At 63.8% G+C, this 13,285-nt stretch carries 10 protein-coding genes; 6 read left to right on the plus strand and 4 right to left on the minus strand.

From position 1 onward, the window contains the following. Positions 1 to 48: 48 nt before the first annotated feature. From VN047_RS20930 to VN047_RS20940, 3 genes are all read right to left on the minus strand, one after another. Positions 49 to 1,995, minus strand: coding sequence for a glycoside hydrolase family 2 protein (locus tag VN047_RS20930; RefSeq protein WP_325546127.1), 1,947 nt, complete (start codon positions 1,993 to 1,995; stop codon positions 49 to 51). A gap of 106 nt (positions 1,996 to 2,101) precedes the next feature. Further along, positions 2,102 to 4,468: a GH92 family glycosyl hydrolase gene (locus VN047_RS20935; RefSeq protein WP_325546129.1), complete on the minus strand. Its 2,367-nt coding sequence runs from the start codon at positions 4,466 to 4,468 to the stop codon at positions 2,102 to 2,104. 125 nt (positions 4,469 to 4,593) lie between these two features. Beyond that, a complete protein-coding gene (locus tag VN047_RS20940) occupies positions 4,594 to 5,421 on the minus strand; it encodes a class I mannose-6-phosphate isomerase (protein ID WP_325546131.1) in 828 nt (275 codons plus the stop codon). Between the two features lie 217 nt (positions 5,422 to 5,638). Between VN047_RS20940 and VN047_RS20945 the strand changes: the two genes are divergently transcribed. After that, on the plus strand, positions 5,639 to 7,000 hold the full coding sequence (locus VN047_RS20945; RefSeq protein ID WP_325546133.1) for a sugar porter family MFS transporter: 1,362 nt from the start codon (positions 5,639 to 5,641) through the stop codon (positions 6,998 to 7,000). An 18-nt stretch (positions 7,001 to 7,018) separates the two neighbouring features. On the opposite strand, the gene VN047_RS20950 is transcribed toward VN047_RS20945, so the two are convergent. Next, positions 7,019 to 8,221, minus strand: a complete 1,203-nt coding sequence (locus VN047_RS20950; RefSeq protein ID WP_325546135.1) for an ROK family transcriptional regulator — start codon at positions 8,219 to 8,221, stop codon at positions 7,019 to 7,021. Between the two features lie 251 nt (positions 8,222 to 8,472). Between VN047_RS20950 and VN047_RS20955 the strand changes: the two genes are divergently transcribed. The 5 genes from VN047_RS20955 (at position 8,473) to VN047_RS20975 (ending at position 13,176) form a co-directional block, all read left to right on the plus strand. Next, positions 8,473 to 9,516, plus strand: a complete 1,044-nt coding sequence (locus VN047_RS20955; RefSeq protein ID WP_325546137.1) for a glycosyltransferase family 2 protein — start codon at positions 8,473 to 8,475, stop codon at positions 9,514 to 9,516. Further along, on the plus strand, positions 9,513 to 9,914 hold the full coding sequence (locus VN047_RS20960; protein WP_325546139.1) for a GtrA family protein: 402 nt from the start codon (positions 9,513 to 9,515) through the stop codon (positions 9,912 to 9,914). The genes VN047_RS20955 and VN047_RS20960 overlap by 4 nt, the downstream gene beginning before the upstream one ends. After that, the gene (locus VN047_RS20965; RefSeq protein WP_325546141.1) at positions 9,911 to 11,449 is read left to right on the plus strand and encodes an ArnT family glycosyltransferase; all 1,539 of its coding nucleotides are present in this window, start codon (positions 9,911 to 9,913) and stop codon (positions 11,447 to 11,449) included. Before VN047_RS20960 ends, VN047_RS20965 begins: the two co-directional genes overlap by 4 nt. A gap of 139 nt (positions 11,450 to 11,588) precedes the next feature. Further along, positions 11,589 to 12,161: a sigma-70 family RNA polymerase sigma factor gene (locus VN047_RS20970; protein WP_325546213.1), complete on the plus strand. Its 573-nt coding sequence runs from the start codon at positions 11,589 to 11,591 to the stop codon at positions 12,159 to 12,161. After that, positions 12,139 to 13,176, plus strand: coding sequence for a FecR family protein (locus VN047_RS20975; protein ID WP_325546143.1), 1,038 nt, complete (start codon positions 12,139 to 12,141; stop codon positions 13,174 to 13,176). Before VN047_RS20970 ends, VN047_RS20975 begins: the two co-directional genes overlap by 23 nt. Positions 13,177 to 13,285 lie beyond the last annotated feature (109 nt).

Consider the following 13,285-nt stretch of genomic DNA (forward strand, 5'->3'; position numbering starts at 1 on the left):
CCCCGGCTCCGGGGATAGCGGCCTCTTGCGCTCTCTCCCTTCCACCGATCAGTCCGGCGTCAGGGCCTTCCACAGGGGCGCGGCGATCTCCGCCAACGCCTCGGGCGATGCCTTCGGCACCGCGCGGTCATAGGTCAAAAGACCGTTGATCTCGTCTTCCACATCGCTCGTCTGGGTATAGACCGCTGCGCTGAGCCCCGCCTCCTCCGCCTGCCGGATCACGCCCTCCATCTTGCGGCGGAAGCGAACGAGATATTCCTTCCCGTCCCGCGCGACCTGATAGCTCCAATTGCCCTTCCCCGGTTTCCAGATATGGCCGGGCACGGGGAAGCCGACCCCGCCGTATTCGCCGAGCACGATCGCACGATCGGTCTGCAGTGGCGGTGTCCTTGGCACATCCTCATAGGTGTGGATGTCGAGCATTTCGGATGCGCCCGGGGCGACGTCGAGCCAGCCCGAATTGGCGTTCACCAGCCGCGTCGGATCGAGCCCCTTCACAAAGCGTGCGAGCGTCGCGGAGTCATACTGGCCCCACCCCTCATTGTTCACGACCCAGGTGACGATCGATGGAAAGGCGCGAAGCTCGCCGATCATTTCGGACAATTGCCTTTGCTGCTCGGCCATCGTCTCCGACGGGAAGATCGCCTGCGACTGGCTGGTGCCCGCGAGATACTGGTCCTCGCCGCCGCCCGAGGGCATGTCCTGCCAGATCAGCATGCCGAGCCGGTCGGCGTCATGATAATAGCGCGCGGGTTCGACCTTGATATGCTTGCGCAGCATGTTGAACCCGGCCTTTTTCAGGAAGACGATATCGCTCTTCATCGCCTCCTCCGACGGCGGTGTATAAAGCCCGTCGGGCCACCAGCCCTGATCGAGCGTACCGTGCTGGAACAGCGGCTTGTTGTTGAGCAGGATCGCGGGCTGCCCCGCAACGCGGCCGGGTCCGATCGACACCTTGCGCATCGCGAAATAGGCGGCGACGCTGTCGCGCGGCGCGCCCTGAACCTTCGCCTTTGCATAGACGCGCCGCTCATGATCAGTGAACCGCGAGTCATACGCCCTGCGGTCGCGTTCAGCTTCGCCCGCCCAGGGAACGGCGATGGTCACCAGTTCGGCCTTGAGATCGTAGAGATGCGGATCGTCGGGCGACCACAGGTGCGCGTTCGGGATGGCGAGCGTCGCCTGCCGGTTGGCACGGATGATCGTCGACGCGATGACCTTGCCGCCCGCACTCGCGGTCAGCCGCACCGCGTCATTGTCGTTCGCCCAGCCCGAGAGCGCCACCGCGACATCGACGGTGCCGCGGTCGATGTCGGGCGCCGCGCGCACTTCGGCGATGTGGAGCTTCGGCACCGGCTCGATCCACACCGTCTGCCAGATGCCGCTGACCGCGGTGTACCAGATGCCTGCCGGGTCGAGGATCTGCTTGCCACGCGGCTGCGTTCCCGCGCTCGTCGGGTCGGTAACTTCGACGATCAGTTCGTTCGCGCCGGGCTTCAGCCAGGGGCCGATGTCGAAGCCGAAGGCGTCGAAGCCGCCCTTGTGCGAGCCGACGACCGACCCGTTGACGCGCACCGTCGCCTCATAATCGACCGCGCCGAAGTTGAGCATGACATTCTGGTCGCGCCAGTCGGCGGGAACGGTGAAGCTGCGGCGATACCAGATGCGGTCGCCGGGCGTGACCTTGCGCGCAACGCGCGACAGTTTCGATTCGACCGGGAAGGGCACGAGGATCTGGCCGTCCATCGCTGCCGGGCGTTCGGCCGCCTTGGGCTTGATCGCGTAGTCCCACAGGCCGTTGAGATTGACCCAGCGCTCGCGCACCATTTGCGGTCGCGGATAGAGGCGCCATGCGTTTTCGGGCGTCACTTCCCTGCCCCAGCGCGTCGTGAGGTCACTGGTATAGACGGCGTCGCCGGCGGGTGCAGCGGTCTGCGCCGGAGCGGTGACCGGCGCCAGCGCGAGCAAGGATGCGATTATCAATAGGCTGCGCATGTAAACGATCCTGTCTGGTCGGGAGAGCCCAGGACCCAAGGGGGGATGAGGATGGGTCCTGGGCTCGCGCCCCCGCGGAGGAGACGGGGACGTGGGCTGGTTTCGGTCAGCGCTTTCGCGACATCGACGGCGGTGCGGCGTCGGGCGCGGAGCCCCACGCCTTGTTCGGCCTGGCGCCCATGGTGAAGACGAAGGTCGCGCCATCTTTCACATCGTCGTGGCGGAACCACGGCTTGTTCCACCGCTTGCCGTTCAGCGTCGCCGACTGGATATAGACATTGGTCGCCGAATTATTCTTCGCGACGATGCGCAGCGTCTTGCCGTTGCCCATGTCGAGGCTGGCGTCGTCGAACACCGGGCTGCCGATGATATAATCCTGGCTCGACGGATCGACCGGATAGAAGCCGAGCGCCGAGAGCGCGTACCACGACGATGTCGCGCCCTGGTCGTCCATCCCCGGATAGCCGTAACCCGCCGCGTCGCTGCCATAGGTCCGGTCGAGGATCTGGCGGACCAGCGCCTGCGTCTTCCATGGCTGGCCGCTCCAGTTGTAATAATATGGCGCCTGCTGGTCGGGCTGGTTGCCGTGGACATATTGGCCGATCACGCCGGTGCAGTCGCGGCAGATGCCCGCCGGATCATAGGGTTTGGTGAAAAACTCGTCGAGCTTGGCATTGAACGCGTCGCGCCCGCCGATCAGGTCGATCAGCCCTTGCACGTCGTGCGGCGCGAGCCACAAGGTCGACCAACCCGACGCCTCCTTCATCATGAAGTTGTAATAGGGTTCGGCGGGATCGAAGGGTGCTATCCATTTGCCGTCAGCGGTGCGCCCGCGGATGAAACCGATCGATTTGTCGAAGACGTTGGCGTAGTTGCCCGCGCGCTTCAGGAACATCCGGTAGTCGGCGTCCTTGCCGAGCTTTTTCGCGTAGAGCGCGAGCGCATAATCGTCCCACGCATATTCGAGCGTCTTCGCCGCGCCCGCCTTGCCGCCGGCGTATGGTGGGCTGGGATTGTGATCGGGCACGATGTCCGAAATCCAGCCCTGCTTCATATATTCGGCGAGATAACCGCGCGGCCCGCCGGGGTCGGTCGCATTCTTCCGCATAAATTCATAGGCGGCTTCATAATCGAATTCGATGCCGCGTTCCCACGCGCCCAGGTAGAGGAACACCGCATTGTCGCCGTGGAACGAGGTGTTCATATAGCCCTTCTCGCGCGCCATCGCGAGTTCGGACGCCATGATATTCCTGACGTCCTCGGGCTCCATCAGTTCGAGCAGCACGATCTGGTTGCGTCCCGTATCCCAGAAGGGCACCGGGCCGTAACGGTCGTGCGTCGCGACCTGCACCTTGCCGTTTGTATCGGCGAATTTCTCCCCCTTCGCGGCGATCAGCCGCGGGCTGGCGAACGACTGGTACAGCGTCGAGTAAAAGAGTTTCCGCTGCTTGTCGGTGCCGCCCGACACCCGGACGCGGCCAAGGAGCTGCGCCCATTGGCCCTGCGCGGCGGCATGGACGCCGTCGAAATCCCAGCCCGGTACCTCGTCGGCAAGCCGCTGCTGCGCCTGCTCATAGCTGGTGCCATGCGCCATCTTCACCAGCACCTGTTCGCCCGCCTTCGTCCGGAAGCTGACATAGCTGCCCGAATAGCTGCCCGATATTTCGCGCGCGCCGGGCTTCACCTCGCTGTTGCCTATGCCCCAGCCCTCATCGTCGCCGGGTGATTTGCGGAAGGTGCCGAGCGCGGTGAACGGTTTCGAAAATTCGGCGACGAAAAAGGCGCCGTCGACGCTGTGACTGTCGTTCGACTTGCCGCGTACGATGCGGTCGCCGACCACCTCGACCGATCCGCCGTGGCGCGGAAAGTTGACGATGATGTTCGACCGTTCGCTCGCGGGAAAGGTGAAACGCATCACGCTCGCCCAGCGCGTCGCGGTCAGTTCGGCCTGCGTCCTGAAGCTGTCGAGATAGACCGAATAATAGCCCGGCTGCGCCTTCTCGCGCGACTTGTCATAATATGAATGGCTGTAAGCGGGCGGCGGCGACCAGTCGCCGACCACCGGCATGATGAACGGCTCGGCATTGCCGCCGTAGGTGGGACCGCCGCCGCCGGTGAAGCCGATCATCGTCGGATTGGTGTAATAATAGGGAACGGGGACGCCGTTCGGATATTGAAGTTCGATATTATTGTTCACCGGTGCGGCGGCGACCGAGCCATGCGGCAGGAGCGCGCCCGGCGAGGTTTGCCCCGAATAGACCGGCTCGCCCGGCGGCGGGGCATTGCCGATCACCGCCGGATCGTCGAGCGCTGCGGTGCCGACGAGCGGGTCGGCGAGATCGATCGGCGACTGCCCCGATTTCTGTTGTGCTGCCACAGGCGACAAGGCCAACATGAACGGCAATATCGCCACCCCCGACGCCAATATGGCGCCAAGCTTCCGCGCGCGGTTCCAGTTTCTATCGATATCCATTGCGACCCTCTTCCCTGAATATTTTCGTTGATTGCGTGGTCAGTGCATCAAGCTTGCGAAGCTTTGCGCTCGCGCCGACGGCCCACGTGGGCGAAGGCCCAGCCGACGCCCAGATCGATTGCCGGTTACCGACATCTTTTCTCTCCCGGATAGGCAAGCAACAGGTCGGCGTCAGGCTCGGCGGCAAGTTGTACGGAGCCGGTCAGCGCGAGACATTCGCCAGCCTCGAAGGCGACACCATCAACGAGCCCCTTGCCCGCCACCGGCACCAGCCACGCGGTGACGGCATCCGGAAGCTCGAGCGTCCGCGCGCCGCCGCCCAGCCGCTCGAGCACGAACTTTGGGCCCTCGACGAGAAGCGCGCGGCCCGCATCGACACGACCCGGCGACGGATAGCGCTCGTAAGGCCGCGCATCGGCCGCCGCGATGCCGTCATCGAGATGAAGTTCGCGTGGGCGGCCGTAATCATAGAGGCGATAAGTCGTTTCGCTATTCTGCTGCACCTCGATCAGCGTCAGCCCCGCGCCGATCGCGTGCACCGTGCCAGAGGGAACATAGAAGAAGTCGCCCGTCCTCACCGGCTTCCAATCGAGCAATTGCTCGATACGGCCGTCGAGTGCTGCATCGCGCAGTACCGCTTCGCCGACCGGTGCCTTCGTTCCCAGCGCGATGGCCGCGCCGGGTTCGGCGTCGAGGATCAGCCAGCATTCGTCCTTGCCGCGCGCCAGTCCGCGCGCGTGCGCCCGCGCGTCATCGGGATGCACCTGCACCGACAGTTTCTCGCTGGTGAAGATATATTTGATCAGCAGATCAGGCGCGGAATCGCCGGGTGTGTGAAACCATATCTCGCCGGTCGGCTCGCCGCTCGCCGGTGAATCGTCAAAGGGCGCCCGCAAGCGACGCCGCCCCCAGGGCTTTTCCACGCGATGAGCCGCAAGCAATGTCGCTGGCACCGATCCCCTCCTTTTCTCTGCCCGTCCGCCATTCCGGATCGACATTCGCCGGCACCGCCACGCGGCGTGGCAGCGACAGATTTTTCACAGCGTGCCCCGCGCGCGCCTCTGGCGTCAAGATAATAATGAAAATTAATTTATTTGATCGGATGTCGCTTTATGGCATGCCCGCGGTCAATGAGGACGGGCGCCCGCGTTCGATCCCGTGGGAGAGAAAATGATGACAGCCACGCCCGGCGGCGAAGCATTTTCCGGCCCCGGCGCGCCGCGCGCAGGTCGCGGAGTCCTCGCCGGCGCTATCGGAACGGCTGCTCTCGCCGGCCTGCTGTTCGGGTTCGATACCGCGGTCATCGCGGGGGTCACCGGCGACCTGACCAGCCTGTTCGAGTTAACCCCGGAAACGCTCGGCGTCACGGTCTCGGCCGCGCTCTGGGGCACCCTTGTCGGGGCGTTGTTTGCGGGCAAGCCCGGCGATATATTCGGCAGCCGCGACAGCCTGCGCGTGTTAGCCATCCTCTATTTCGTCGCGGGACTCGGCTGCGCGCTGGCGTCGAACTGGCCCCTGTTCCTCGGCTTTCGTTTCATATGCGGACTCGCGATCGGCGGCTCTTCGGTCCTTGCCCCGGTCTATATCGCCGAAATCGCACCACCGCGGCACCGCGGATTCCTTGTCGGACTGTTTCAGCTGATGATCGTTACCGGCATTCTCGTCGCCTATCTCAGCAATGCGACGATCGTCGGGCTGGTGGACGGAGGCGGCGCCTGGCGGTGGAAGCTTGGGGTCACCGCCGTCCCTGCCCTCGTGTTTTTTGTGCTGCTGTTCGCGATTCCCGACAGCCCGCGCTGGCTCGTGGCAAAGGGGCGCCGCGACGAGGCGGGTGCGGCGCTCGCCCGGATCGGCTTGCCCGAAACCGAACTGCGCCGCACCGAACAGGCGCTCGAACGCGACCCGCACGGCGAAAGGCTGTCGTGGCGCCGCCATCGCCGACCGATGCTGCTCGCAATCCTCGTCGCGATGTTCAATCAACTCGCGGGCATCAACGCCGTACTCTATTATCTGAACGACATCTTCGCTCGCGCCGGCTCGCTTTCTCCCGACCGCCAGGCCGTGTTGATCGGAATCGCCAATCTGGTCTTCACCCTCGTTGGCATGGCGTTGATCGACCGGCTCGGACGCAAGACGCTGCTGCTGATCGGCGCCGCCGGCATGACCCTGTGCCTCGCCGCGGCGGCCGGAGTGCTGTTCGGCTGGATCGACAAGGAGCTGATGTTGCCGGCGTTGATCGGCTTCATTGCCTTCTTCGCGACCAGCCAGGGCGCGGTCATCTGGGTCTATATCTCCGAAATTTTCCCGACCCCCGTCCGCGCGCGGGGAAGCGCGCTCGGCGCGAGCACGCACTGGCTGATGAACGCGCTGATCGCCGGAGTTTTCCCGATCTTCGTGGCATGGTCCCCCGGCGCGCCCTTCGCGATCTTCGCCGCCGCGATGGTCCTGCAATTTATCGTGGTGGCGACCGTCTTCCCCGAAACGAGGGGCATCGATCTCGACGAGATGGACCGGCGGATGGAACAGCGCTGAGCAGCGCCCGCCCCCGCGTCAGCGCCCCGCCTGCATCAGGATCGATTCCGACGGCAGGACATGATCGAGAAACGGAATGATGGCGGCCCCGATCGCCGACGCGTCTTCGGCCGCTCCCGCGCGTCGTACCGGCGCAATCGCGGGAAGCTCGCGCCCCGCCATCCGGGCATTGAGCCGCTCGACGAGACCATCGACCAATTTGCCGGGCAGCCGCCCGCCTATCAGGATGGCGGCGGGATTGATGAGGCAATTGACCGCAATCAGCGGCTGAACAAGCGCGTCTGCCGCATCGTCGAGCCACCGGAGAATCACGACCTCCTGAGGAGCCGGACCGTCAATCAGCGCTTCGGGGCTGTCGACATCATATCCTTCGGCCTCCAGCCGGGCGTAAAGCGCCGATAGCGAAACCGTATCCTGCACATTCGCACCCACCCGGTCGCGATCGGGCATCGCCCAAATCTCTCCCGATCGGGAATTGGCCCCGCGAACATAGCTTCGATCGATAACCAGACCACCGCCGAGCCCCGCGCTGATCAGCAGGTAGAAGAAGCTCGGGTGCGCGATGCCATTGCCGAGATGGACTTCACCGAGCGCCGCGGAGGCCGCATCATTATCGGCGTGAAGCGGCCAGGGAAGCACATCGCCGAGCAACGCGCCAAGGTCGATATTGTCCCAGGCATCATATTCCTTCGGCCGATGCGGCAGCGAGATTCGCCCGAGATCATCGGGGAGCGCGACGCCGACCCCGAGGATATTGTTGCGATCGATCTCGCCGTCCTGAAGCAGCTTGGGCAGGACTTCGCGGACATGATCGACGACCGTTTCGGGAAGCGCGAAGGCTATCTCCCGCGTATGGCGACTCCGGATATTGCCGGCGAGATCGAGCGTCACCAGCGTGATATGATCGCGGTCAATGTTGAGCCCGATCCCGAACGCTCCGTCGGGATTGATCACGATCCGCATCGCCGGCTGGCCACGCTTGCCCTGCAGCCGCCCCGCCGGCTTTACGAGACCCATATCGATCAGCCGTTTGGTGATGTTGACGATGGTCGGCGGCGTCAGTCCGGTTACGCGTGCCAGTTCGCTCCGCGTTGTCTCGTCGGTCAGGCGAATGGCCTGGAGCACGATCCGCTGGTTATAGTCGCCCGCACGCTCGAGATTCGTGCCCGAAAGACTGAGCGTCAGGCGAGCGTCGCGCGCCTCGGGTCCACTCTTTGCCATTTGCCGTCGATCAAGACCTGGGCGCTTGAGGGTCATCGCTGGACTATTCTCCCGATCGCTTGCGGCTCAAAACTGGCAGCGCCGGACCGGCGGCAGCATAATCATACACGCTTTAATAAATCGATTTGGATAAAGCGGAGCACGGCCTTGCTGTCAATGAGAGCCGGGCGATTTTACTGCTGTCAACCGAGCCCGCCCGGTAATAGCTTGAACGAAGAACATATTTTACGTTTTCGGGCTAAGAGCGAGTCATGGGGCAACCGAAACATAGCCAGCTTCCCGCGCCTTCGCGCCCCGACCAGACGCTCGCGGTTGTCATCCCGAGCTATCGCGTGACGGCGCATGTGCTGGACGTGATCGCACGGATCGGTCCCGAAGTCGCGATGATCTTCGTCGTGGACGATGCCTGCCCCGACGCCTCGGGCGCGTTCGTCGAGACCCATTGCGCTGATCCGCGCGTCCGCGTGATCCGCCACGAACAGAACCGCGGCGTCGGCGGCGCGATGATCACCGGCTATCGCGCCGCGCTCGAAGCGGGTGCCGATATCGTGGTCAAGATCGACGGCGACGGACAGATGGACCCGGCGCTGATCCCGCGTATCGCCCGCCCGGTGCTGGCGCGCCAAGCCGATTATGCAAAGGGCAACCGCTTTCACAGCCTGTGGAATGTCCGGCGGATGCCGCGCGTCCGGCTCTATGGCAATGCCGGGCTGTCGTTCATGACCAAGCTGTCGAGCGGCTACTGGGGCATCTTCGATCCGACGAACGGTTACACGGCGATCCACGCCGCGGCGCTTGAGCATATCGAGTTCGCCAATGTCTCGGAGCGTTATTTTTTCGAGACCGATATGCTGATCAACCTCGGCAACGCCCGCGCCGTGGTCGCCGACGTGCCGATGGAGGCTGTCTATGGCGACGAGGTGAGCAACCTTCATATCCGCAAGGAATTGTGGCCGTTTCTGCGCACACATTTGCGCGAGACGAGCAAGCGTATCTTCTACACCTATTTCCTCCGAGACTTCAGCCCGGCCTCGCTGCAACTGCTGTTCGGCACCTTGTTCCTGCTCTTCGGCACCATCTACGGCTCGGTCGAATGGGTTCATTCGATCAGCAGCGGACAAGTCGCCAGTACCGGCACCGTCATGGTTGCGGTGCTGCCGATCATATTGGGTGTGCAGTTCCTGCTGAACTTCCTGTCGTTCGACATGGCGAACGAGCCGCGCGTCCCGATCCAGCCCCCGCTGTCGCTGGTCGACACGCCACGCGCCGACGCCCTGCCCCCGGAACCGCGATGATCGCGACCGGTAACGGACTCATCGCGCAGGCGGCGCGCTACGGCGCAGTGGGGCTGATCGTGCTCGCCGCCGATTTCGCGGTCTATTCGGCCGTCCTGCTCGGGGCGCCCGGGCGCTTCCTTGCCGCCAATCTCGCCGGGAAGGCGACCGGCGCCGCGCTGGGTTTCATGCTGCATCGAACGGTAACCTTCCGCTGGGCGCAGCGCGATCCGGCGGCGCGGCAGTTCCTGTCGTACCTCGCCGTCCTCGGGTTCAACCTGATCCTGTCGTCGCTGCTGCTCTGGCTCGCGATCGATCAGCTGGGCGCAAACCCCTATCTCGCCAAGCTGGCGGTCGACGTCGTGATCGTCGGCTCCGCCTTTCTGCTGTCGCGCCTGTGGGTATATCGTCGCTTATGATCGATCGGTTTGAAACTTTCGCGGGAACCGGACGCCGCGGGCTGATCGCGGGTCTCGGGGTGTTCCTCATCCTGCTCGCACTCTCGTGGGTCGGCTTCATCGCTTCCGACGACGTCACCTATGCCAAGGGCGCCTATGGGTGGATCGAGCATTTTCCCTATGTCGGCGGGCATGGCACCATCCGCTATCCGATCACCATCCCGATGGCGCTTTCCTTCGTGACGTTCGGCGAGAATGAATTCGCGATGGTGCTGCCGTCGCTGCTCTACCTCATCCTGTTTCTCGTCATGGCGTGGCGCGTAACGCGCGACATCGCAGGGCCGCTCCCCGCATTTTGCGCGCTGCTTGCATGCGCGACCAATCCGCTGATCGTCGTCCAGTCCTCGATCGCCAACGTCGACGTGATCGAGATGGCGCTGCTTTTCGGCGCCTGGTTCCTCTGTTTCCGCTGCCTCGAAGACGGTCCGGACCGGGGCCGGCTGCTCGGCGCAGGCGCGCTCGTCGGCCTCGCGTTTCTGACACGCGAGACCGCGATCTTCGTCGCGGTCTATTTCGGGCTGCTGTTTCTTGCGGGCCATCGCTTCAACCGATGGCACTATTTGTGGATGGCGATGGGCTTCCTTGCCGTGTGGCTGGTCGAGCTCCTCTATCTGGGCATAATGACGGGCGATCCCTTCTATCGCTTCAACATTGCGCTGCATCACGACCCCACGATCAATCGTGCGATCGACCTCGCCGGCAACGTCATCGTCAGCCCGCTGGTCGATCCCCTGCTCGTCATGCTGGTCAACCAGGAATTCATGCTCCTGATGTTCCTCGCCATCCCGCTCGGAACATGGCTCTGTTTCAGCCCGCAGCTTCCGCCGCGGCTGCGCCATTTCGCCCGCCAGATCGCGCTGTTCGGCCTGTGCTGGCTGATCTGCGTGGGCGCGGTGCAAAAGCTGCTTCCGCTCAATCCCCGCTATTTCATGATCACGGCGACGATGGCCTGCCTGCTGACCGGCGTCGCGCTGGGATGGCTGATGAAGGAGGCGCGCGGCCTGTGGCGCCTGGCGGGCCTCGGCGGCCTCGCCCTGCTTGTGGGGACAAATCTCGTCGGGATTTACGTCGAGAACCGTAATCCTACCTTTGGCGAAGAAAAGCTGGTCGACCTGCTGGTGAGCCGTCCCGACGTGGCGATCACCACCGATCCCATGACGCTGTACCGGGCAGACCTGCCGCTGCAATGGGCCCGGGCAACGAAACGGGTGACGTCGGCACCGCCGTCGGGTGCAGCGCTATATTATTATAATCCGGTTCGCTCGGCGAAGCCGAATGCGAAGATGGCGGCGGCTATGGTGCCGACGTACCAGCCCCGGCCGGATTGGGTCCTTATCGAGGAGTTCGCGCCCGAACCAAGCTATCTGGCCCGCGCCTTGCGATGGTCCGGCCTCCACTCGCGGTTGCCCGCGTCGATCTGGGACAAGCTTCGCCATGCCAATGAATCAAGCTATCTTTACCGCGTGACGGCCGATCCGGCGCCCGGACCGGCCTGAACGCTCTCGCGCTTTGAGCGCGCCGTCATCAACCTGTCATTTGCGACCCCTTTGACGACCCCAATGTCCGCTTCCGATTCGGTGCGCGGCGTTCGCAGGGGCAAGACGGTCGCGTCGAATGGGCGAAAAGAGCGACATGATGACGGCATGGATCGCGCGGGAAATCGTTCCGCACGAGGCCGCCATCCGCAAGTGGCTCGCGCGACGCTGGGGTCATGTGGTCGATGTCGATGACGTGATGCAGGAGGCTTATTGCCGCATCGCCAACCTGAGCTCGGTCGATCACATCGACAACCCGGGCGGCTATTTCCACCGGACGGCGAACGCGGTCGTCACCGACATCATGCGCCGCGCCGGAATAATTAATTTCACTTCGATGACCCAGATCGAATGGTCGAACGTCGTTGATTACGAGCCTTTGCCAGACCGGACGCTGGAGACGAGGCAGGAATGGGAGCGGGTGAACGGGCTGCTTGGAAAGCTGCCCGATACCTGCCGGAAGGTGATCGAATTGCGGCGTGTCGAGGGGCTATCGAGAAAAGAGACCGCCGAGCGCCTCGGCGTGAGCGAGAATGACGTGAAGAACCACCTCGTCCGGGGGCTGCAAAAGATCATGGGAGCGATGGCAGAGCAGGATGATCTTGCGCGCAGCGATGCGCCGCCGGCTGCCGGAAAGAAGGGGGAAGTGATTGGCCAGCACCGACCCCGCTAACGTTATCGACGAGCAGGCGATCCTTTGGGCGGTCGAGACGGCGCATGGCGAGCTGACGCCGGTCAGCCGTACCGAGCGCGACGCCTGGCTGGCAGCCGACGGACGTCATCGGGGGGCCTATGTGCGCGCCTGCGCCTGGCTGCGTGCGATCGAGGACAGCGTGATCGAGGCGCATGCGGCTCCCGCAGCCCCGAGCGCGACGCGGCCTTTCCCCTTGTCGGTCAACGACAACGGAAGCGACCGCGACGAGGTTACGCCGCGAACCTTGCGCGCTGCATTTTTCCGCTGGAGCGGAAGGGCAGCCGCAGGCGGCGCGGCTCTTGCAATGTCGCTTGGAGCCCTTGTCGCGGTGGGCGTGCCAGTCGCGGGGCTGTTCGGCGACGCCGCGCCGGTCGCGCGCGAGCAGACGGTTACCCTGCGCGACGGTTCGGTGGTCATGCTTGATCGCGATGCGCAAATCCAGGTCGCGCTCTCGGACAATATCCGCAAGATCACCCTGCTGAGCGGCGAAGCCACCTTCAAGGTAGCCCGGGACAAGACGCGCCCCTTCGTCGTGCGTTCGGGCGACGTCTATGCGCAGGCGACCGGAACCGTCTATTCGGTGCGCCGGATCGGCCTCACAGGCGGGACGGTCAAGGTGACGGAAGGAAGCGTACTGGTATGGCCGCGCGACGAGCGCGATCAGGCGGTACTTCTTCACGCCGGCGGAACGATCAGCCTCGATCCAGGGCCGATCGTCGCGAACCCCGAGCCCCAGCAGGCCGCCCCGCGCCGCTTGCCGCCACCCGAACTGGCACAGATATCGCTCGACAATGTACCGGTCCGCTCTGCTGTCGTGCGCTTCAACCGCGTCAACACGACGCAGATCGTGTTGGCCGATCCGGCAATAGGCGACATCGGTATTATAGGCCTTTATCGCGCCAACGATCCCGAACATTTTGCCGAAGCCGTGGCCGCCATCTCGGGTGGCCGCATCGAAAGATCGGGGCGAAACATCGTAATAAAAATGAAGTAAAACTGAACAATTATATTAATATAATTCAGAATGATCCAAATACCTACCCCCTTACGTCGATAGCATTGTGAACATCGACAAGGGGCTTTCCTGACATGCATTCATCCCA

This window comes from Sphingopyxis sp. (genome assembly GCF_035565275.1).
Taxonomy (GTDB): domain Bacteria; phylum Pseudomonadota; class Alphaproteobacteria; order Sphingomonadales; family Sphingomonadaceae; genus Sphingopyxis.